The 20,492-nt window shown below is 63.9% G+C and carries 21 protein-coding genes; 6 read left to right on the top strand and 15 right to left on the bottom strand.

Annotated features, from left to right (window positions below; genetic code table 11):
• Positions 1 to 16 precede the first annotated feature (16 nt).
• Positions 17 to 1,189, top strand: coding sequence for an AI-2E family transporter (locus M1E02_RS05185; RefSeq protein WP_479378070.1), 1,173 nt, complete (start codon positions 17 to 19; stop codon positions 1,187 to 1,189).
• Between the two features lie 73 nt (positions 1,190 to 1,262).
• On the opposite strand, the gene M1E02_RS05180 is transcribed toward M1E02_RS05185, so the two are convergent.
• Positions 1,263 to 1,802 (bottom strand): hypothetical protein, encoded by a 540-nt coding sequence (locus M1E02_RS05180; RefSeq protein ID WP_479377083.1) that lies wholly within the window; start codon positions 1,800 to 1,802, stop codon positions 1,263 to 1,265.
• A gap of 210 nt (positions 1,803 to 2,012) precedes the next feature.
• Between M1E02_RS05180 and M1E02_RS05175 the strand changes: the two genes are divergently transcribed.
• From M1E02_RS05175 to M1E02_RS05165, 3 genes are read left to right on the top strand one after another with little or no spacing between them, the layout of a single operon-like run.
• Positions 2,013 to 2,297, top strand: a complete 285-nt coding sequence (locus M1E02_RS05175) for a hypothetical protein (protein ID WP_479377082.1) — start codon at positions 2,013 to 2,015, stop codon at positions 2,295 to 2,297.
• Positions 2,298 to 2,317: 20 nt separating this feature from the next.
• A complete protein-coding gene (locus tag M1E02_RS05170) occupies positions 2,318 to 3,145 on the top strand; it encodes a DUF1206 domain-containing protein (RefSeq protein ID WP_479377081.1) in 828 nt (275 codons plus the stop codon).
• A gap of 2 nt (positions 3,146 to 3,147) precedes the next feature.
• On the top strand, positions 3,148 to 4,401 hold the full coding sequence (locus tag M1E02_RS05165; RefSeq protein ID WP_479377080.1) for an SRPBCC family protein: 1,254 nt from the start codon (positions 3,148 to 3,150) through the stop codon (positions 4,399 to 4,401).
• Positions 4,402 to 4,505: 104 nt separating this feature from the next.
• Here M1E02_RS05165 and M1E02_RS05160 read toward each other — a convergent pair whose 3' ends face one another.
• The 12 genes from M1E02_RS05160 to M1E02_RS05105 form a co-directional block, all read right to left on the bottom strand.
• On the bottom strand, positions 4,506 to 5,972 hold the full coding sequence (locus tag M1E02_RS05160; RefSeq protein ID WP_479377079.1) for an FAD-dependent oxidoreductase: 1,467 nt from the start codon (positions 5,970 to 5,972) through the stop codon (positions 4,506 to 4,508).
• A gap of 23 nt (positions 5,973 to 5,995) precedes the next feature.
• Positions 5,996 to 7,279 carry a uroporphyrinogen-III C-methyltransferase gene (cobA, locus tag M1E02_RS05155; protein ID WP_479377078.1) on the bottom strand — a complete coding sequence of 428 codons (1,284 nt, stop codon included), beginning with the start codon at positions 7,277 to 7,279 and terminating at the stop codon, positions 5,996 to 5,998.
• 130 nt (positions 7,280 to 7,409) lie between these two features.
• Positions 7,410 to 8,348, bottom strand: a complete 939-nt coding sequence (locus M1E02_RS05150) for a PLP-dependent cysteine synthase family protein (RefSeq protein ID WP_479377077.1) — start codon at positions 8,346 to 8,348, stop codon at positions 7,410 to 7,412.
• A 262-nt stretch (positions 8,349 to 8,610) separates the two neighbouring features.
• Positions 8,611 to 9,558 (bottom strand): ABC transporter permease, encoded by a 948-nt coding sequence (locus M1E02_RS05145; RefSeq protein WP_479377076.1) that lies wholly within the window; start codon positions 9,556 to 9,558, stop codon positions 8,611 to 8,613.
• Complete coding sequence (locus M1E02_RS05140; RefSeq protein WP_479377075.1) at positions 9,548 to 10,273, bottom strand: ABC transporter ATP-binding protein; 726 nt, start codon at positions 10,271 to 10,273, stop codon at positions 9,548 to 9,550. The genes M1E02_RS05145 and M1E02_RS05140 overlap by 11 nt, the downstream gene beginning before the upstream one ends.
• Positions 10,274 to 10,324: 51 nt before the next feature.
• On the bottom strand, positions 10,325 to 11,467 hold the full coding sequence (locus tag M1E02_RS05135) for an ABC transporter substrate-binding protein (RefSeq protein WP_479377074.1): 1,143 nt from the start codon (positions 11,465 to 11,467) through the stop codon (positions 10,325 to 10,327).
• A gap of 92 nt (positions 11,468 to 11,559) precedes the next feature.
• The gene (gene mmuM, locus M1E02_RS05130; protein WP_479377073.1) at positions 11,560 to 12,528 is read right to left on the bottom strand and encodes a homocysteine S-methyltransferase; all 969 of its coding nucleotides are present in this window, start codon (positions 12,526 to 12,528) and stop codon (positions 11,560 to 11,562) included.
• 18 nt (positions 12,529 to 12,546) lie between these two features.
• Positions 12,547 to 13,968 (bottom strand): sulfate adenylyltransferase subunit 1, encoded by a 1,422-nt coding sequence (locus tag M1E02_RS05125; RefSeq protein ID WP_479377072.1) that lies wholly within the window; start codon positions 13,966 to 13,968, stop codon positions 12,547 to 12,549.
• A complete protein-coding gene (gene cysD / locus M1E02_RS05120; RefSeq protein ID WP_479377071.1) occupies positions 13,968 to 14,930 on the bottom strand; it encodes a sulfate adenylyltransferase subunit CysD in 963 nt (320 codons plus the stop codon). Before cysD ends, M1E02_RS05125 begins: the two co-directional genes overlap by 1 nt.
• Entirely contained in the window at positions 14,927 to 15,673 is a 747-nt protein-coding gene (locus tag M1E02_RS05115) for a phosphoadenylyl-sulfate reductase (RefSeq protein ID WP_479377070.1), read from the bottom strand. Before M1E02_RS05115 ends, cysD begins: the two co-directional genes overlap by 4 nt.
• Entirely contained in the window at positions 15,670 to 17,412 is a 1,743-nt protein-coding gene (locus tag M1E02_RS05110) for a nitrite/sulfite reductase (protein ID WP_479377069.1), read from the bottom strand. The genes M1E02_RS05115 and M1E02_RS05110 overlap by 4 nt, the downstream gene beginning before the upstream one ends.
• 137 nt (positions 17,413 to 17,549) lie before the next feature.
• The gene (locus M1E02_RS05105; protein ID WP_479377068.1) at positions 17,550 to 18,320 is read right to left on the bottom strand and encodes a sirohydrochlorin chelatase; all 771 of its coding nucleotides are present in this window, start codon (positions 18,318 to 18,320) and stop codon (positions 17,550 to 17,552) included.
• 62 nt (positions 18,321 to 18,382) lie between these two features.
• Between M1E02_RS05105 and M1E02_RS05100 the strand changes: the two genes are divergently transcribed.
• Together M1E02_RS05100 and M1E02_RS05095 are read left to right on the top strand one after the other, a co-directional pair.
• A complete protein-coding gene (locus M1E02_RS05100) occupies positions 18,383 to 19,048 on the top strand; it encodes a trimeric intracellular cation channel family protein (protein ID WP_479377067.1) in 666 nt (221 codons plus the stop codon).
• 14 nt (positions 19,049 to 19,062) lie between these two features.
• Positions 19,063 to 19,485, top strand: a complete 423-nt coding sequence (locus M1E02_RS05095; protein WP_247042083.1) for a hypothetical protein — start codon at positions 19,063 to 19,065, stop codon at positions 19,483 to 19,485.
• Positions 19,486 to 19,601: 116 nt separating this feature from the next.
• On the opposite strand, the gene M1E02_RS05090 is transcribed toward M1E02_RS05095, so the two are convergent.
• The gene (locus tag M1E02_RS05090; protein ID WP_479377066.1) at positions 19,602 to 20,027 is read right to left on the bottom strand and encodes an endonuclease domain-containing protein; all 426 of its coding nucleotides are present in this window, start codon (positions 20,025 to 20,027) and stop codon (positions 19,602 to 19,604) included.
• Positions 20,028 to 20,140: 113 nt separating this feature from the next.
• Complete coding sequence (locus tag M1E02_RS05085; protein WP_479377065.1) at positions 20,141 to 20,299, bottom strand: type IV toxin-antitoxin system AbiEi family antitoxin domain-containing protein; 159 nt, start codon at positions 20,297 to 20,299, stop codon at positions 20,141 to 20,143.
• Positions 20,300 to 20,492 lie beyond the last annotated feature (193 nt).

Raw genomic sequence — 20,492 nt, 5'->3', positions numbered from 1 at the left:
CAACTGGGAGAACGTCATGGCTCGAGCAGTGGAACCCGCAGCACAGGAATCCACGGCACCTGCGCCGCCAGCCATCACCGCCGCTACTACCCCCAAAACCCCACGCTCCCTCTGGTCTGACAGCCTGGGGCGGGTGGCCGTTCGCTCTGCCCAGATTCTGCTGATCCTGGCGGTGGTCAGTGTCTCCATATTTGCCCTGATGCAGGTCCGGCTGTTGGTGATTCCGGTGCTGATCGCGCTTATCCTGGCCGCTGCGATCGGCCCGTTCGTGAACCTGCTGCGGCGGCGTGGGTTACCAGGCGGCGCCGCAACGGCTATCGCCTTCGTTCTGCTGCTGGCTGTCCTGGCGGGAGTGACGAGCATCATCGTCATGTCTGTCCGCAACCAATGGGGCGAGCTTGTGTCCCAAGCGGCGTCAGGGCTGGACGAGCTGGAAAACTTCCTCCTGACCGGCCCTTTCCCGCTGGACAGGGAACAGTTGGAACAGGCACGGACCGGCCTGGTGGAGTTTGCCACCAGCAGCCAGGTGCGGTCCGGGGCCATTACGGGGCTGTCCGTGGTGACCGAGTTCCTGGCCGGCGCCATCCTCATGGTGGTTATCCTCTTCTTTTTCCTCAAGGACGGCGCCAAGATCTGGGAGTTCTTCATGCGGCCCTTCAAGGGCCAACGTGAGCAGAAACTACGCCGGGCAGGCAAGCGGACGCTGGAGGTCCTGGGCGGCTACGTGCGCGGCACAGCAATCGTGGCCCTCGTGGATACTGTGGCTATCGGCGCGGCCCTCCTGATACTGCAGGTCCCCCTCGCCATTCCCTTGGCCATCATCGTGTTCATCACCGCCTTCATCCCCCTGGTGGGAGCAACCGTTGCCGGCATCCTCGCGGCGCTGGTGGTACTCGTGGCGAACGGGCCGGTAGTGGCGTTGATCGTGGTGGCCGTTGTCATCGCCGTGAACCAACTCGAGGGAGACCTCCTGCAGCCCATTGTCATGGGGAAGTCACTTCAACTGCACGCCCTGGTCATCCTGATGGCGCTTACGGCGGGGACCATTCTGGCGGGCATCATCGGAGCCGTACTGTCCGTGCCTCTCGCGGCCGTGGCCTGGGCCATCATCCAGGTCTGGACCGCCGAGGATCCGAAACTCGAGGACATGAATCCCGAACTGCCCCCAGCCGACAGCCAGCCCGTGTAACTTTCCCGGGCTGGCTGCTTGGACTGGACTGGTGCTCAGCTGGCCGGATTGAGCCGGCTGGCCGGACTGGCGCCTAGGAGCGCCTGAGGCCTGCCAGGACGTTCTTCGGACGCTGCATCTCACCGTGCTTTGCGCCCATGACGATCGCTGTTCCGGCAAAGGCAGGAATTGCCCACTGCAGCAACTTGAGCTGCTTTTGCGCCGCCTTGAGCTCATCTGAAGCTGCAGGATGGGGCTCGGTTGCCCCTTCTGCTCCTTCGGCGGCAAGCTTCTCGACCTTGCCTCCAAGCATGCCCGCATAGAGTGTGACGGCGGCCCCGGCCAATGTCACAGCCGTTTTGTAGATGCTCAGGCGGGTGACGCCGTCCTGCTTGGCCATGCGCTCCTTGTTCTCCCAGATCACGGCGAGGCCGGCAACAATGTGAGCCGCAAAGGCGGCTGTCTGAACCGGCGCCCACCTCTTCCAGCCGAGACTGGACAGCCGGGTGCGCTCGGTCGGATCCTTGGCCTCAGCCGCTGCCCCGTTGAGTCCGATGGCACCCATCAGCGAACCACCGAACCAAGCCCCTGCCGTCAGATCGTGGATGGAACGGGCAATAAGATTTCCTGCCATTGTCTCTTCCTAACGTGTTTGCGTTTCCTGGATTGGGATTGGCTTCAGGCCTTCCCGGACCTTCACCGCATGATGTTCAGGCAAGATCCGGATAATAGGTCGTGATCTAATATGGTAAGCACACTTACTATAGAACTGATACCCCTTGAAGTGGAATGGAACGGAATGTTGAAGCGGATGAGCACGGCTAGGGAATCGGCAGGAACTGGAATGACCGGAACACTCTTCGGTTGGGCCTTTGGGGATGCCTCAAGGGAGGATGAGGCGCAGTACGTGCAGACCCTTCGCCATGAAGCACTTGAGAACGCGAAGCAGGCCGCTGCTTCCAAAAACGTCAGTGTGGAGCCGGGCACGGAAACCTACACGGTGCTGGCTCCCGGGGAAACCCTGGTGGACATTCACACAGCACCGGACAACCTGGTGGTCCGCTGCACCGTCAAGCTTGTGGGCCCCGGCTCAGAGAAGATCCACGCCGAGGGACCCATGAACGGGTAGGAAGGTCAGCCGGTTTGAACATGACGGACATGGATTCGGTACTGAGCGAAGCAGCGAGCGCCGCAGAGGCGGCCTCCAACGGCAAGGCGCTCGACGTCGTCGCCCGCTGGGGGTTTGCCGTGATGGCACTGCTTCATGTTGTTGTGGGGGCCATCGCCATAGCCGTCGCGTTCGGGCAGCCCGGGGAGCCGGAGCCTACGGGTGCCATCGAACAGCTCGCGGCTAATCCCTGGGGCCCTTTTGTGATGTGGTCATGCGCAGCGGGGTGCGCCGGCCTTGCGCTGTGGCAACTGAGCGAAGCTACACTTCGGGTCCGCCGCGAGCGCCGGCGTGAGCGTCTGGGCAAGCTGATCTCCTCCGGGTCGCTCAGCTTGGTGTACGGCAGCGTGGGCTACACGTTCGCGAGTTTTGCCGTGGGTGCGCGCAGCGACTCCGGGGAGTCGACCAAGGCCTTCAGTACCTCCCTGCTGAGCCGCCCGCTCGGCGCCCCGGTGCTGGTGATTGTGGGCCTGACCATCATCGGCATCGGCGTTTACTTCGTGTTCAAGGGATTTGCCAAGCGGTTCAAGGACGAACTGCAGCACTTCGAGGGCACACGGCGGGGCAGGGCTATCAGCGGACTTGGTGTTGCGGGGCATGTTGCCAAGGGTGTTGCCTTGAAGCTGGTGGGACTGCTGTTCATCGTGGCAGCCGTGAAGGACAACGCCGCAGAATCCACAGGTCTTGACGGCAGTCTGCTGGCGTTGCGCGACCATCCGTGGGGGCCGGTTCTCCTCACAGCCATCGGTGCCGGCTTCATCTGCTACGGGGTCTTCGCACTCGTCAGATCCCGGTTCGGCAGGATGTAGCCATGGGCATCGGAACCAGCAGCGTGGCCGGGGTCGCCGGCCTTGGGTTTGCCCTGATTTTCAAGGCACTGAAGGTGGTGCGGCCGGAACGGCCTATCCATCCGAAGGGAACCCTCCTTACCGGCGAACTCACCAGGGACGGTCTGGGCACCGACAGCCCGGACAACCCCCAACCCAGCGGTATACCCTGGATCGACTCGCCTGGACGGCACGCGGTAACTGCCCGTTTTTCCCGTTCGTTGGGACTGCCCGCTCCCCTGCCCGACATCCTGGGGCTGGCTCTGAGGTTGGAGGACGACGGCGGTCCCGCGGATGTTCTCTTTGCGACCACCGGCTGGTCTTGGCCTGCCCGATTCGCGCTCCTGCCCCGCCGGGATCCAGGCAGGGCGACCTTCACCACGCTGATGCCCTATAAGGGCGCGGGCGGTCCTGTCCTGCTGGGTCTCACCACCGAGTCCTCAGGAGCGGCGCCGGCAACAGAGCGCTCCGCAGACAGCTGGGTGCTGGGGATGCATTACGCCCGCCCGTCGGGACCCTGGATCCGCTTCAGCACCCTCTCCCTCCGGCCCGCACCCGACGGCGGTGATACCGGCCTCCGCTTCGATCCGGTGCTCAATCCGCTGAAAAGCCCCGAAACCTACCCCTGGACCAGACGGCTGCGTGCCCCTGCGTATGGCACCGCCCGCCAGCCACGCGACCACCAGGCAAACCATCTCCAGCCAAGGGACCGAACGTCCCGCCGTCGAGCCATCCACGCCTATAGTCCGCCTATCCACCGATCCCTGAGCAGGAGCACTCAAATGGTTACCGTCAGCAAAACCTTCCTCGCCTCGGCAAACGACGTCTGGAACGTCATTGCGGACGGCTGGCTCTACTCCGGCTGGGTGGTGGGGGCATCGAGGATTCGCGACGTCGACGCCCTCTGGCCGGCCGAGGACGCCGTGCTCCATCATTCGGTAGGAGCCTGGCCCCTCCTGATCAACGACAAAACCTATGTGACTGCCGCAAACCCGACAAAGTCCATTGAACTCATCGCCAGGGGTTGGCCGCTTGGTGAAGCAAAAGTGGTGATCACCATCGAGGAGCAGCGCACTGGCTGCAAGGTCACCATGGCCGAGGACGCCATCAAGGGTCCAGGGAAGGCTATCCCTAAATTCATCCTTGATCCCCTCATTACCGTCCGCAACAAGGAGACGCTTAAGCGCCTGGAGTTGATGGCTTCGGGCGGCGCCGGCGCTAAGGGCCCGGCCATCTGAGGCTGGCGGCTAACCAGCTGTTAAAAAGCAGCGAGCCGGCAGCTAGCGCCCTCGAAAACCTGATTTGAGGGCACTTGCTGCCAGCTCGCGCTGAAGTAAGAGGACTAGACGCTGGCGGCAACGCCGTCGCGGGAGATGTCCACCATGTCCTCGCGCGGCACAACCTTGATGCGCTCACGCTTGACCTCAACACCGTGGGACCCGCCGGCAGCAGTGGCCTCGGCACCGAGAGCCAGCTCGTGGGCGTCCAGGGCCAGCCAGCCTTCCCAGCTGGTGTACTTGACGCCGCGGTTTTCCAGCAGTTCGACGACGGCGTCCGGGGCAGGCACTGCTGCGACCGGAAGGTTTTCGCGGTCCTCGAGGAGGTAGGTCACGGTTTCGAGGGCGTCGCCCTTGGTGTGGCCGATGAGGCCGACAGGCCCGCGCTTGATCCAACCCGTGGCGTAGATGCCCGGGACGTGCGAGCCGGAAGCGTCCAGCACGCGGCCGCCGTCGTTCGGCACAACACCCTTCTTGTGGTCGAATTCAACCTCAGGCAGGGCGGAGCCGAAGTAGCCGATTGCGCGGTAAACGGCCTGGACCGGGTAGTCGATGAACTCGCCGGTGCCGCGGGCGTTGCCGGTACCGTCCAGCTCGGTGCGCTCAAACTTCATGCCGGCAACGTGGCCAGGGTTCGCGGGGTCGTCGTAGATTTCCACCGGGCTGTGCAGGAAGTGCAAGTGCAGGCGGCGGGAAGCCTTGAACTCTGACGGGTCCTCGGGCTGCTCGGCGATCCAGTTGGTGAGGGTTCCCACCATGGTCTTGGTCTGGTTGTTCGTCTGGACCTGACGGTCGGACTCTTCGTCGAACTCGAAGTCCTCCGGGTACAGGATGATGTCCACGTCCTTGGAGTGGGACAGTTCGCGCAGTTCAAGCGGGGTGAACTTCACCTGGGCAGGGCCGCGGCGGCCGAACACGTGGACGTCCGTGACGGGCGAGGACTTCAGCCCGGCGTAGACGTTCTCCGGAATCTCGGACACCAGCAGGTCATCGGCGTGCTTGGACAGCATGCGGGCGACGTCCAGGGCCACGTTGCCGTTGCCGATCACGGCAATTTCCTTGGCTTCCAACGGCCATTCACGGGGCACGTCCGGGTGGCCGTCGTACCAGGAGACGAAGTCGGCGCCGCCGTAGGAACCCTCAAGCTCCACGCCGGGGATGTTCAGGTCCGCGTCCTTGATGGCGCCGGTCGCGAAGATGACGGCGTCGTAGTGGGTGCGGAGGTCCTCGATGGAAAGGTCCGTTCCGTAATCCACGTTGCCGAAGAAGCGGATGTCGCCGCGGTCCAGCACCTTGTGCAGGGCGTTCACGATGCCCTTGATGCGGGGGTGGTCCGGGGCAACGCCGTAACGGATCAAGCCGTAGGGGGCCGGGTAGCGGTCGAAGAGATCGATGCTGACCGTCAGCTCGCCGCTCTTGACGGCTTCGCTCTTGGTGAGGATGTCCGCAGCGTAAACGCCGGCAGGGCCGGAGCCAACGACGGCGACGCGCAGCGGGCGGGCAGCAGATCCTACGGTGGTGCTGATTGACACGGCTGTGTTCCTTTTCTTCTGCATCAGGGAGTGAGAACGCGGGCGGAGCTCAAGGTGGTGCGGGGGCGGTTCGGGGTGATGGTGCTGTAATCGGAAGTCTTGAAGTGCGACGGCGCGAACGGGCTGACGCGGACAACGTCACCGATCACGATCACCGCGGGGTTAGCGACGCCTGTGGCTTGGGCCTGGTCCGCTATGGACGACAGGGTGCCGATCGTCACGCGCTGGTTAGGCAAATAGCCGTTTTCAACAATACCAACGGGAGTATCCAAAGGCAGCCCGGCGTGGGCCAGGGAGGCCGCGGAGGAGCGCAACTGCCCCACTCCCATGAGCAAGATCACAGTGTGGTCGGCACGGGCCGGAACCTCGGCGAGCTCCTCATGGCCGGTGATCACACTGAAGCCTTTCGCCAGTCCGCGGTGCGTCACAGGAATACCGGCGGCCGCGGGAACGGAGATTGCTGAAGTCACGCCGGAGACCACTTCAACCTCGACGCCGTGCTGGCGGCAGAATTCTGCTTCCTCGCCGCCGCGTCCAAGGACGTACGGGTCGCCGCCCTTGAGCCTGACGACTCGGTTGCCCTGCAGTGCCTCGTCCACGAGGATCCGGTTAATCTCCGACTGCGGAACAGGGTGGTTGCCAGGGGTCTTACCCACCTCGATGACGCGGACGTCCGGGGCCAATTCTTTGAGGAGTTCACGGGGACCCAGGCGGTCGGCAACCACGACGTCGGCCTGGCCGAGGAGCCGCCGTCCGCGCACGGTAATGAGGCCGGAGTCACCCGGCCCGCCACCCACAAGGGCCACGGAACCGGCGTCGGTGGAAGCACGACGACGGCGCAGGGGAAGGTCGCCCGTCTCCAAAGCAGTGGCAACAGCATCGCGGAGAGCCATGGCGCGCCTCGGGTCTCCCCCGGCATTCACCGCGATGTGAACGTTGTCTACGACGGCGACGGCGGGCGTCCAGGCAGCTGAGGCTTCGTGGTCCGAGGCGTTGACGCACCAGATGCGCTGTACCTCAGCATCGGCGGAGACCTGGGCATCGACGGCTGCGTCACCGGTGGCCGTCTGGACGAACCAGACGCCGTCGACGTCGGAAGGCCGGTAAGTCCGCTCCTCCCAGGTGAGGAGTCCGGCGTCGGCCAGTTCCAGGAGCGCTGCTGACGCAACAGGAGCGACGACGGTAACCCGGGCTCCGGCGTCGAGGAGTCCCTTGGCGCGGCGGGCAGCGACGGGGCCGCCGCCCACCACCAGCACGGGGCGGCCGAGGAGGCGCAGCGCTGTGGGATAGATGTCCTGGATAGCCATGAATCAACGGTAGGGCCGCGTCACATTGGGGACCAACGCCGCGGCAACACCAGTTCACGCAAGGTAATGCTGCGTCACATTGGGTTTTACGGCTTTCAGCAATCTCCTGCAAAACAAGAGGCGCAGCTTCCTAGCCGTAAAGCCCCGTGCTGAGATAGCGAAAACCGGAATCGACCATTACCGTGACAACGGTTGCGTCGGGCCCCAGTTCTTCTGCGACCCGAAGTGCGGCAACGACATTTCCCCCTGAGGAAGTCCCTGCGAAGATTCCTTCCTCCCGGGCTAGGCGCCGGCTCATGGCCATGGCATCAGCGGAAGAGACCAGTTCTATCGAGTCAACCTGGTCCGGTTCCCAAAGCGGGGGTAAAAAGCCGATGCCAATCCCTTCAATCCTGTGGGAGCCAGTTGGGCCACCGGAAAGCACGGCGGATTCAGCTGGTTCGACGGCGACGACCCTCACGTCCGGCAGGTGGGTGCGCAGGGCACGGGCTGCGCCATGGATGGAGTGGGCGGTGCCTACAGACTGGACGAAGGCGTCCACCCGCCCGTCGGACTGTTGCCAGATTTCCTCGCCCAACGCCAGGTAGCCGATGACGGCATCTCTGTTGTTGAGCTGATCGCATGCCCAATGCGATGGCTGGGCGCTCAGTTCGCCTGCACGGCTGATCATGGCCTTGATCAGCTGTTCTGTGATCCGTCCTTGATCGCTGGGCACACTTTCCACGACGGCCCCCAGGGCCTCCATGGTTCGACGTTTCTCTGGGCTGAACGCGTCGGAAAAAACTACATGGAGCCCGTAGCCCTTGGCTGCGCAGACCAGCGCTAGGGAGATTCCCGTTGTACCGGCGGTGTACTCAACCACGGTATCGCCAGGCACCAGATCGCCCCGCTCTTCGGCTCCCTGTATCGCCGCAGCCGCCATCCGGTCCTTCATGCTCCCAGTCGGATTCGCCCATTCGAGCTTGGCGAGGATCCTCGCCGAGCCCAGAGGCACCACGTTGCTGAGTTCGATTAGCGGCGTGGAACCGATCCCTGCCAGAACGCCTTCCCCAGACTCCAATCGCTCCATGACCACACCTCACGTCTCAAACGCGCGTCCCGGGTACCCCGGATACGTGTCAAGGTATACCTGCCGACATGAGGACGCTAGGGTGCTGCGGGCCTAGCGGATGCTGCCGGCGAAAATGCGTAAGGTTTCGGCACGTCTCGCGGTACGCGTTCCATGCAATCGGGGGCCTCCCCGCTCATGAGAAGTCATAAGTTACGCAAATATGGAGCAAAGCCCGACGGCGGGACTCGCCGTCGGGCTCGACTATTATCTCTGGTGGTGCCTAGCGCGTGCTGCCGGCGAGGAGTCCCCGGCTGCGGAGGAGCCGCTTCTCAATCGGCGCGAAGACGAGCAGCTCGATCAGGATGCCGATGGCGAGGATCAGGAGGATGGCGGACATCACGATGGTCATGTCGGATAGATCGCGGCCCTGGTTGAGCATGGAGCCGAGGCCGAAGCCGATGGTGCCGCCGACGGCGATGATTTCGGCTGCCATCAACGAGCGCCAGGAGAAGGCCCAGCCCTGCTTGAGGCCGCTGAGGTAGCCGGGGAGGGCCGCTGGAAGGACTATCTGCAACGCCATCTCGAGCCGGGAGGCACCCAGGACCGTGCCAACGCTGCGGTAGTGCGGCGGGATCTGGTCCACGCCAGAAATCAATCCGTTGATGATGGACGGGATGGCGCCCATGAAAATGACGAAGTACACCGTGGCGTCGGTGAGCCCGAACCAGATGATGGCGGCAGGCACCCAGGCGACGGACGGCAGCACCTGGAGCCCGGAAATCAGCGGGCCGAAAGCACGGCGCAGCGGAGCCACCTGGGCAAACAGCAGGCCAACGGGGGTCGCTATGGCAACGCTGATGAGGAATCCCAGGAGCCCGCGCTCAAGGGAGGTCCATACGGCTTCCTGGAGCTTGCCTTCACTCCACTGCGCGCCAAACTGGGCCACCACATCCATCGGTCCGGGAACGAGGTCCCGCCGCTTGAAGCCCATGGACACATAGAGCTGCCAGATGATGATGAGCACCACAATGGCTGCCACCGGAAGCAGGATGCGCGACCAGTCGATCCGTGCCTTGCGGACGGCGTCCGATTGCAGTGAATCCAGGCCGGAACCAAGTTCGCGGAGGTCCTCGGAGCCGGTTGAAGAACGCGTCAGCGCAGCATGGACCTTGTGCGATTCCACGGGCTCAGCAGAAACTTCGGTGACCGGTGCAGGGTTACTTGGCATGGCGGCGGATCTCCTCTCGCAGCCGGGTGGTGATGACCCCGGTCAGCTGTCCGGCAAGCCCGGCATCGGTTCGGTGTTCCTCAGTGACGTTCCATTCCTGGACCACCCGGCCGGGCCTGGAGGACAGGAGCAGCACACGCTGGCCCAGCCTGACGGCTTCGCGGACGTTGTGCGTCACGAATACGATAGTGCGGCCCGTTTCCTTCCAGATCCGCTCGAGTTCGTCGTGAAGGAGGTCGCGGGTAATGGCATCGAGGGCCGCAAAGGGCTCGTCCATCAGCAGCAACTGGCGGTCCTGGGCCAGGGAACGGGCCAGTGCCACACGCTGGCGCATACCGCCGGACAGCTCGTGAGGACGTTTGTCCCCCGCTCCCGCCAAGTGCACCAACTCAAGAAGCTCGCCGGCCTTGACCCGACGCTCACTTCTGCCCACACCCCGCAGTTTCAAGGCCAGCTCAATGTTCTCCCGGGCTGTGAGCCAGGGGAACAGTGCCGAGTCCTGGAACATGAACGCGGCGCCGTCGCTGGGCACCTCGAGGGCGCCCGACGTCGGGAGTTCCAGTCCCGCCATGATGTTCAGCAGAGTTGACTTGCCGCAGCCTGAAGCACCAAGCAGGGCGACGAACTCGCCTTTGCCGATGCTGGCGTTGACGTCGTCCAGTACCGGGGCGCCGTCGCCGAAGCGCTTGCCCAGGTTTTCCAGTACGACTGGCATGGTCCCGTCCTTTGTTAGTGGTGGTGTGGAGGTGCTGCGTTGCCGGGGGTGCTAGTCCTGGCCGAGGCCGGCGGCAGAAGCATGTTCACCGGTGGCGGCGTTCAGAGCCGAGAGGTCGAAGATGCCGTTGAGGTCCGCCTGTTTGGTGGTTCCGGCCTCGACCCCGTCATGGAGCAGTCGGGGAAAGGTTCCGGCCAGCGGATCCGTGGTGAAGATAATGTTCTGCAGGGAGCGGTCCAGTACGTCGGCGGGAAGCTCGGCGCCCGAGTCTTCTTTCAGCGCGGCGTTAATAACGGAAGCTTTCTCAGCAGCCGGCGCATCGTTTAGCCAGGCAACGGACTTGGCATGACCCCTCAGAAGTGCAGCGACAGTTTGAGGATGTTTGGCTGCAAATTGCTTGTTTACGATCAGGACTGTGGTGGGAAACTGTCCTGGCTTGCCGGTCAGCGAGCCGTCCCACAGGTCCTTCTCATCCACCAGGACCTTCGCACCGGCCTTGAGGACCAGACGTGAGGCCCACGGCTCAGGCACCCACGCGCCGTCGAGCTTTCCGTCCTGGAAAAGTTTCAGGGACTGCGAGTTCTCGGTGGGATTGATGGCTACATCGCCACTGCCGTCGGTGCTGGTTTTGAACCCTTGCTCCGCCAGCCAGGACCGCAACGCAACGTCCTGTGTTCCGCCAAGCTGAGGGGTGGCCAACGTCTTGCCCCGCAGGTCCGCAGGCGAGTTAATGCCTTCCCTGACAACAAGCTGCGCGCCGCCCGCCGCGGCCCCGGCAATAATGCTTATGGACTCACCCTTGCTCTTGACAAAGGAATTGATAGCGGGGTTGGGGCCAATATAGGTGGCGTCGATGGCACCGGCGTTGAGCGCCTCAATGGCGGCCGGGCCGGCGTTGAAGGATTCAGTGCTGAGGTGGGTGCTGCCCAGTTCCTTGGCAATGAAGCCCTGGTTGATTCCCACGAGAGCGGGTGCATGGGTGATGTTGCCGAAGTACCCAAGTTTAAGTTCCGCGGCATCTGTGGCTTCCGCCGGAGGGCCGGATTGCGCATTGGACATCGAGGAAACGGCAGCACCGGCAGCGATGAGCAGGACCAGACCAATGGCCAGCGCGATCTCCACGGCGCGGCTCCGCTGCGGCTTGTTGCTTTCACCAGCAACAATGCGCTTCATGCCGGGCTGTGGACTAGTCATGAATTCACCATAGGGAGTGTCACAAACGTCATTCAATGAGCCGGAAACGGGGGGTCATGCAGGTTCATGCAGCGTCACAAACGCAATGTAAGTTACTCCGCTGCCAGCCTGGCCACGGCGGCGATATCCCGAGGTGTGGTACGGCAGCACCCGCCGACAGCCCTGGCACCAAGTTCACGCCAAATGCCGAATCCTTCCGCGATGCCTGCAGGCGGTGTGACGCCGGGTTCGCTGTGCCCCGTCCCCGCGGCGCCCCACGTCTTGGTGATGGGGTCGTAGCTTTCGCCGGAATTCGGATACGCGATCAGCGGCAGGTCAGTGGCTTTGCGCAGAGCCTCCAGCGATGGCGAGACCAGATCCAACGGCACGCAGTTCACGCCGACCGCCGCCACCCGCGGCTGCGCTCCGCAGAGCCTTGCCACCGCGGCCAGTGGCGTACCGTCGCTGATGTGCCCGCCGTCGCGCAGGGTAAAGGAAAACCAGGATTCGACGTCGAACTCCTCAACGAGCGACAACAGCGCCTCAGCCTCTGTGAAGGAAGGAAGCGTCTCACAAGCCAATAGGTCCACTCCGGCCTTCACCAGCGCCTCGATCCGGGGCCGATGGAACTCCTTGAATTCACTCCGGCTGAGGACGTAGTCGCCCCGGTATTCCGAACCATCAGCGAGGTAGGCGCCGTAAGGTCCAACAGACCCTGCAATCAGCAGGGGACCCGCTCCGGGGTTCTCGGCGAGGTACTCCCGCCGTGCGTCATCGGCCAGGCGCACACTCAGTGCCACCAGTTCCAAGGCTTCCGCTTCAGAAATGCCACGCTGGGCAAATCCCTGGGGCGTCGCCTGATAGCTTGCCGTGATGGCCACTGCTGCTCCGGCACCGAAGTAATCGCTGTGTACCTGTTTGATCAGGTGCGGTTGTTCCAGGAGTACTTTGGCCGACCACAATGCGTCTTCCAGATTGCAGCCGCGGGCTTCAAGCTCAGTGGCGAGGGCACCGTCCACCACCACATTCCTGCCGGCGTCGAACATGCTGGACAGGGTGGTGTTATGGGCATTACGGGGCATCGTTTCACAGCTCCGGGACTAGATCGAGTAGCGCTCATCCTCGTGATCGCCCGGGTGGTCGTTCACGAGGCCGGCGGCAAGGGTGTTGCCGTCGATCGGATCGATCACCAGGAAGGCGCCGGTGCGGCGGTGGTGCAGGTAGTTCTCCAGCGGCAGCGGGGCCGCAAGCCGAAGCTGCGCGTGGCCGATGTCGTTCAGTTCCAGGTTGGACGTAGCTTCCAGCTGGAAGTTCGCGAGGTCGAGCTTGCCCGTCACGTTCCGGACCAGGGCCTGGACTGTGCGGGTACCGTGCTTGACCAGTACCTTGGCGCCTTCGCGGAGCGGCTTGGGCGAAAGCCAGCACAACGCGGCGTAAAGGTCCGCGGAGCTTTCCCGGATGGTGCCGGCTGCCGCGATAGTGTCGCCACGGGCGACGTCGAATTCGTCTGCGAGGCGGATCGCCACAGACTGCGGTGCAGCCGCTTCGGTGAGCTCGGCTCCCGCGAAATCGATCCCGATGACGGTGGTGGTGCGGGGTCCCTGCCCCGGGGTCAGGACAGTAACCTTGTCCCCCAGCTTCACTGAACCTTCGGTGATCTGCCCGGCGTAGGCACGGTAGTCGCGGTACTTTTCCACGTCCAGGCCACCGGCGATGGCGTCCGGTGCCAGGGCGCCCTGGGGCCGGATGACCAGCTGCACGGGGAAACGGAAGCTTTCCAGGTGGCTTTCGAGCTCGTCCGCGGCGGGAAGGGACTCGAGTGTTTCCAGCAGTGCCGGACCTTCGTACCAGGGGGTGCGGTCCGAGCGGTCCACCACGTTGTCGCCGTCGAGGGCCGAAACAGGGATGACCAGGAGATCAGCAATGCCGTCGCTGCCCAGGCCAAGCTCGCGCCCCACCTTCTGCACATCGGCTTCGATCTCGCGGAAGACGGACTCGCTGAAGTCAACCAGGTCGATCTTGTTCACGGCCACGATGACGTGGGCAACCCTCAGCAGCTGCAGTACGGACAAGTGCCGACGCGTCTGCTCGAGAACACCCTTGCGTGCATCGATAAGTACGACGACGGCGTCAGCAGTGGATGCGCCTGTCACCGTGTTTTTGGTGTACTGCACGTGCCCGGGGCAGTCCGCCAGGATGAAGCTGCGGCGGTCCGTGGCGAAGTAGCGGTAGGCGACATCAATGGTGATGCCCTGCTCGCGTTCGGCGCGCAGTCCGTCGGTCAGCAGGGCGAGGTCAATCCCGCCTGCAGAACCGCCGAAGCCGCGGTCAGCAGAGGTCCTGGCTACGGCGTCGAGCTGATCGGCCAGGATCGCCTTGGAATCGTGAAGGAGGCGGCCCACCAGGGTGGACTTGCCGTCGTCGACCGATCCAGCGGTGGCGAAACGGAAGAGTGTCGCATCCTTAAGGGGTGCGTCGTCAAGAAGTGTGGCCGCGCGGGCGGCGTCGAGTTCGGTGCTCATTAGAAATAGCCATCCTTCTTGCGGTCTTCCATGGCGGCCTCGGAGATGCGGTCATCTGCACGGGTGGCGCCACGTTCGGTGATGGTGGAAGCGGCAACTTCGATGACGACGTCGCGCACGGTTGCGGCAGCTGATTCAACAGCGCCGGTGCAGGACATGTCGCCAACGGTCCGGTAGCGGACGGTCTTGGTGATGACTTCCTCGGTGTCCAGGGGCTGCGACACCTCGCCCACAGCGCGCCACATGCCGTCGCGGGCGAAGACCTCGCGTTCGTGGGCGTAGTACAGCCCGGGAAGTTCGATGTTCTCGCGCTCGATGTAGCGCCACACGTCCAGCTCGGTCCAGTTGCTGATGGGGAAGGCGCGGACGTGCTGGCCCACGGTGTGGCGGCCGTTGTACAGGTTCCAAAGTTCTGGCCGCTGGTTGCGGGGGTCCCACTGGCCGAACTCGTCGCGGAGGCTCAGGATGCGCTCCTTGGCGCGGGCCTTGTCCTCGTCACGGCGGCCGCCGCCGAAGACGGCGTCGAACTTGTTGGACTGGATAGCGTCCAGCAACGGGATGGTCTGCAGCGGGTTGCGCGTGCCGTCGGCGCGCTCGGCCAGCTCGCCTCGGTCAATGAATTCCTGGACACTTCCGACGACGAGCTTGAGGCCCAGCCGCTCCACGGTCCGGTCGCGGAAGTCGATGACCTCGGGGAAGTTGTGCCCCGTATCCACGTGCAGCACGGGGAACGGAACCTTGCCCGGCCAGAACGCCTTGGTGGCGAGGTGCAGCATGACTACGGAGTCCTTGCCGCCGGAGAAGAGCAGCGCAGGCTTCTCGAACTCGGCCACAACCTCGCGGATGATGTGGATGGCCTCGGACTCAAGCGTGTCCAGGCTCGAGAGGCGCGTGGCTGGGACGGTGGTGTCAGATTCCAGCACAGACAGCTCCAGGTCCTCGTTGCTAATTTGGGTGCTCATACGTGTAGTCCGCATTCTGTCTTGTCGGTTCCTGCCCAGCGGCCGGCGCGGGGGTCATCGCCCGGCGCCACCTTCCGGGTGCAGGGCTGGCAGCCAATGGACGGGTAGCCCTGTGAAAGCAGCGGGTTGACCGGGAGGAGGTTGTCGTCGGAGTACTGCACCAGCTGGTCGAAACTCCACGCCGCCACCGGGTTGACCTTGACCAGGCCGTTGGCCTCATCCCAGGTAACAAGCGGTGTATTGGTGCGGGTAGGGGCTTCATCGCGGCGTACCCCGGTGAACCACAGCTCGTAGCCGCCAAGAGTGCGCTTGAGAGGCGCCACTTTGCGGAGGGCGCAGCACTGGGCGGCGTCACGGGCAAAGAGGTCCTTGCCCAGAAGCCGGTCCTGCTGCTCCACGGTGTTCTCGGGGAGGACGTCCACCACGTTGACGCGGAGGTTAGCGGCAACCTCATTCCGCGTGGCGTAGGTTTCCGGGAAGTGGTAGCCGGTCTCCAGGAACAGGACGTCGACGCCGGGAATCTGGTCAGCGACGAGGGCCGGGAGGACGGCGTCGGCCATGGAGCAGGCGACGGCGACCGCGGGCAGCTCGAAGTTGCGCGCCACCCAGGCGATTACGTCACGGGCGGGAGCGTCCCAACCGAGCTCGGCAGCGCCAGACTCTGCCAGGGCTTTGAGCTCTTCCTTGCTCCGGAGCGCAGGCGCCGACTGCACGTCAGCTGTTTTGGCAGCGTCACTGGTCATTGCAAGTCCCCCTCATCAGCTGCATGGGCCCACTCGGCGAAAGTCTGGTTTTCGGTGCGCTTGGCCACGAAGCTCCGGACTACCCGCTCCACGTAGTCAGGAAGGTCCTCGACGTAGACCTTGAGTCCGCGGACGGTGCGGCCCAAGCCTGCCTCGTCGCGATCGGTGGATGCCAGCCCGCCGCCCAGGTGGACCTGGAAGCCGGGGGTGGGATCGCCGTCGGGCGTTGGCAGCATCATGCCCTTGAGCCCGATGTCCGCGGTCTGGATGCGGGCGCAGGAGTTGGGGCAGCCGTTGATGTGCAGGGACAGGGCGTGAGGCAGTTCGCCGGACGCTGCCAGGTCTGCGAGGCGGCGTTCGAGCTCGGCGACGGCGGTGGCCGCGGTGACCTTCGTTTCCACGATGGCCAGCTTGCAGTACTCGATGCCGGTGCAGGCAATGGTGCCCCGACGGAACACAGACGGGCGCGCGGAAAGGCCCAGGGTGTCCAGTTCGGCAACCAGCGGCTCAACCTGCTCCTTGGGAACATCGAGGACCACCAGCTTCTGGTGCGGCGTGGTGCGGAGGCGGTACGAGCCCCTGGCCTCAAGGGTGTCAGCGAGCTTCACCAGCTGCTTGCCGGAAAGCCTGCCGGCCAGCGGCGTGGCACCGATGAAGAACTTGCCGTCCTTCTGCTCGTGCACGCCGATGTGGTCGCCCGGGCTGGTGGGCCTGGGTGCGGCGGGGCCGTCAGCAAGCTTGTAGCCGAGGTATTCGTCCTCGAGGATCTGGCGGAACTTTTCCGGGCCCCAGTCCGCCATCAGGAACTTCAGGCGGGCCTTGGTGCGCATGCGACGGTAGCCGTAGTCGCGGAAGATGCTGGTGACGCCGAGCCAAACCTCAGCGGCTTCCTCAGGCTTCACGAACGCGCCGAGGCGCTTGCCGAGCATCGGGTTGGTGGAGAGTGCGCCGCCGGCCCAGAGATCGTAACCGATACCCAGCTCGGGGTGGCGCACGCCGACGAGGGCAAAGTCGTTGATCTCGTGGACCACGTCCTGGCTCGGGTGGCCGGTGATGGCGGTCTTGTACTTGCGCGGCAGGTTGGAGAGCAACGGGTTGCCGATGAAGCGCTCGCCCAGCTCGGCGATCAGCGGCGTGGGGTCGATGATCTCGTCCTTGGCAATGCCCGCCACCGGTGAGCCTAGGATGACGCGCGGAACGTCGCCGCAGGCCTCAGTGGTGGACAGGCCGATACCTTCGAGGCGGCGCCAGATCTCGGGGATGTCTTCCACCCGGATCCAGTGCAGCTGGATGTTCTGGCGGTCAGTGAGGTCCGCTGAATCGCGGGCGAAGTCGACTGAGATCTGGCCGATGACGCGCAGCTGCTCGGTGGTGAGCGCACCGCCGTCGATCCTCACCCTCAGCATGAAGTACTTGTCCTCAAGCTCATGCGGCTCCAGCGTTGCGGTCTTGCCGCCGTCGATCCCGGGCTTGCGCTGGGTATAGAGGCCCCACCAGCGGAAGCGTCCGTGAAGGTCCTGGCCGGGGATTGAGTCAAAGCCCTCTTTGGAGTAAATGGACTCGATACGCTCACGGACGTTGAGGCCGTCGTCTTCCTGTTTCCAGGTTTCGTTGGCGTTCAACGGTGTGGTCCCGTCGACCTTCCACTGGCCGTGCGGCTTGGCTGCCGGGCGGGAGGTGCGGGCCGGTCGCTTCGGAGCGGAATCCGCGGACGCTCCGGCTAGAGCTGTATCAGTCATGCATCGACTGTAGAGGGGACCGGAAACGCGTCACAAAGGTTGGGAAACGGGAGGTCACCTAGGGAAATATTTCGTCATCTTCTGGCGATTTGTGGCCGTAAGGGACTGCTGCTTGTGGCCATAACCGGAGCTGCGCCTCAGGCAGGGACGTGTAGTGCGGCGTCGAACCGTTCCAGGGCAATCTCGGCCACAATCGGCGACGGCAGCAATGGCTCGGTCACAATGTCCGCGCCCGCTTTAGCCAGCTGGTCGTGGAAGTAGCCCGGCGCCAAGAGGTAGGACGCGATGACCACGCGGCCGCCGTCGTCCACGGCACCGGCAGACTCCATCGGCCCGCCTGGGGTTTGGCCGCCGCCTCGGGTTTGCGCGCCGCCTGCGGCTGCCGCTTCTTCACGGAGCATGGCGACGGCGTCAGGCACGGACGGCTGGGCCGAGGCGCCATAGGCGGGCACGATCCTGTTGGGCCGGAGCGCGCGCAACTGATCGGCCAGTTCTTCCACGCTGCGTGCAGCGTTGGGGTTGGAGGACCCGGCGGCGGCCAGGACCACGGCGTCGCGATCCGTTACACCGGCCTCGCGCAAGCGCTGATCCAGCAGGGCCGCAAGCCGCGGATCCGGTCCCAGGGGTGCGGCGGCGAGTGTTCCCGGACGGCTCTTCACAGCCCGCGCGATGTCCACTTTGACGTGGTAGCCAACGCTCAGGAGCAGCGGCACCACTACGGCAGGCTCTCCCTCGGGAAGTTCAGCCACAACGTCCACCAGATCCGGCTGCTGAACGTCAACGTATGACTCCCGGACATCCAGCCCGGGGCGCAGGGCTGCGATGGCATCGCGCAGGGCGTTGACCTCTGCAGCACCTTGGGCGTTGGAGGTCCCGTGGGAACAGGCGATGAGGATCGGGTTATTCATAAGGGCTAGCGTAACGTTGGAGCCGCCCCGTCCGCCTTTCGAAATCCACTGGATGCCGCTGCATGACCTTCCCTTTTGACATCGCCCTGGTATGGCTGGACCTCGCTGGAGTCTTCTTTTTTGCGGTGTCGGGATCCTTGCTTGCTGCACGTAAACAGTTCGACATCGTGGGCTCCCTGCTCCTGGCTTCCCTTGTTTCGCTGGGTGGCGGCGTGATCCGCGACATCATCCTCAACACCACGCCCGCTGCCTTCAGTAACCCTGCGTATTTGGCCCCGCCCTTGCTGGCAACCCTGCTGGTGTATTTCCTGTTCTCCAGCCTCCAGCGCTTTACCTCTTTGCTTGTCCTTTTCGACGCCGGCGGGCTGGCTCTGTTCTGCATCACCGGAACTTTGAAGGCCCTCTCATTGGGGATGAACCCCTTTGCCGCCGTACTCCTGGGTGTCACCACTGCAGTGGGCGGGGGCTTGCTGCGCGACATTACGGCCAACGAGATTCCGCAGCTGTTCGATCCCAAGGACATATACGCGCTGCCCGCTTTTGCCGGCGCCACCCTGACAGCCATCCTGTGGACCACAGGTTCCTTCAACGCCATCACTGCCTGCGTTGTGGCGGCCGTTGTCTTCGCGTTCCGGGTCACCGCCTGGCGCCGTTCATGGCACGTTCCGCTGGCCGTCCGCGGGTGGCACCGGCTCGGTTTGGACGGCGCAGGCAGGCCCCGCGATTAGCTAGGATAAGAGCCATGACTGACATGTTCCTCGAGAAGTTCCGCGCGCTCGTTCCGAAGTATCTCGAAGACGAATGGCAGGAAGAGGATGGGCTGTCCCAGGAGGAGCTCGACAAAGCCCTGGCAGACCACCAATTTACAGTCCCGCTGGTGCTCCGCGAGTTTTACGAAGCTGTGGGCGGCTGCGAGGATCTCATGGAGGCCTACCACTACTTCTGGGACCCTGAGGAACTGGAAGTGGATGATGAAGGCTTCCTGATGTTCCTTGAGGACGAGGAAGAGCAGTTCACCTGGGGATTCCGCGTAGGCGATCTCAACGTCCCCGATCCCATTGTGTGGCGGCGCAACAATGCCCGGGGCCAATGGAAGAGCGAAGAGGGTACCTTCTCTGAGTTCGTCTTTGACATGTTCGAGTGGGCTTTCAACGACGAGGACTGAGCTTCTCTGGGCTGCTCTGTGCCCGCCCTTTGTCTTTCCTGACCTTGTTTGCCGGTTTATCCCCCGCGCCACGCCGTGAACCGGGCGTGTCGTCGGCCGTGCGCCACCAAAGAGGGTCACGACGGCGCGAAGGTCCCTAGCTTCCTCTGCCACAGCACGGCTCGAATCTCTGCCACCATCGCTTCAGGCGCATGTACGACGTCGTCATAGTAGTAGCGCAGCACCAGATAGCCACCCAGCATGCTGGCGTTATTGCGGCGCTGATCCTTCTTGACCTGCCGCGGCTCGAAGTGGGTAGAACCGTCCAGCTCGACCACCAGGCAGTCATCAACCAGGCAATCGACCTCACCCACGCCTTCCAACACCACGTGCATGCGTACCCGGAACCCCGCCCGGACAAAGTGCGGGTGCGCCAGGACTTCCAGCAGCGAGTCTGCTCGAGGCAGAAGCAACCACATCCGCCAGACCAGCCACAGGAAGGCCTGGATAGCCTGGGAAAACACAGGCTGCGTGGTCCACCACACCAAGACGAGGCACTCCATTGCCACAGCTAAGATGCAGGACATCCGCTCGGTGGAGAACCCACAGCCCATAAAACCTGGCCGCGGAAATACAGGTCAGCAACCCGTTTTCCCGGTAAGCAGACAACACGTCTTTATCGGCCCCCCGCAGTGGCATAGACGCCACGCACTGGACGGATCAGCATCCCGCTACGGACCCACGCAGAGAGTTGCGGCCGGCTAAACCCCGCCCTCCTTAGATCCGCGGCTCGTGCCACGCCGCCTCGTGTCCACAGAAATTGATCAGGGTCCATGAGGCAATCGTTGCGAGTCTGCGTCCAGGTAGACACAAGCCAGGAGGCGTATGTGGATGAAAAGTGTTGCCGTCCTGACCCTGTTTCAGCCAGCACGTCCAGGGACACGCTGCCAGGACGGCGCGTCGCTGCAACGGGGCAACCATATCGGGTCAGGACGGCAGGATGAAGGGTGTATGGAAATGTGACACGC

The organism is Arthrobacter sp. Z5-13, assembly GCF_056499105.1.
This window is presented reverse-complemented; position numbering and strand designations above follow the sequence as displayed.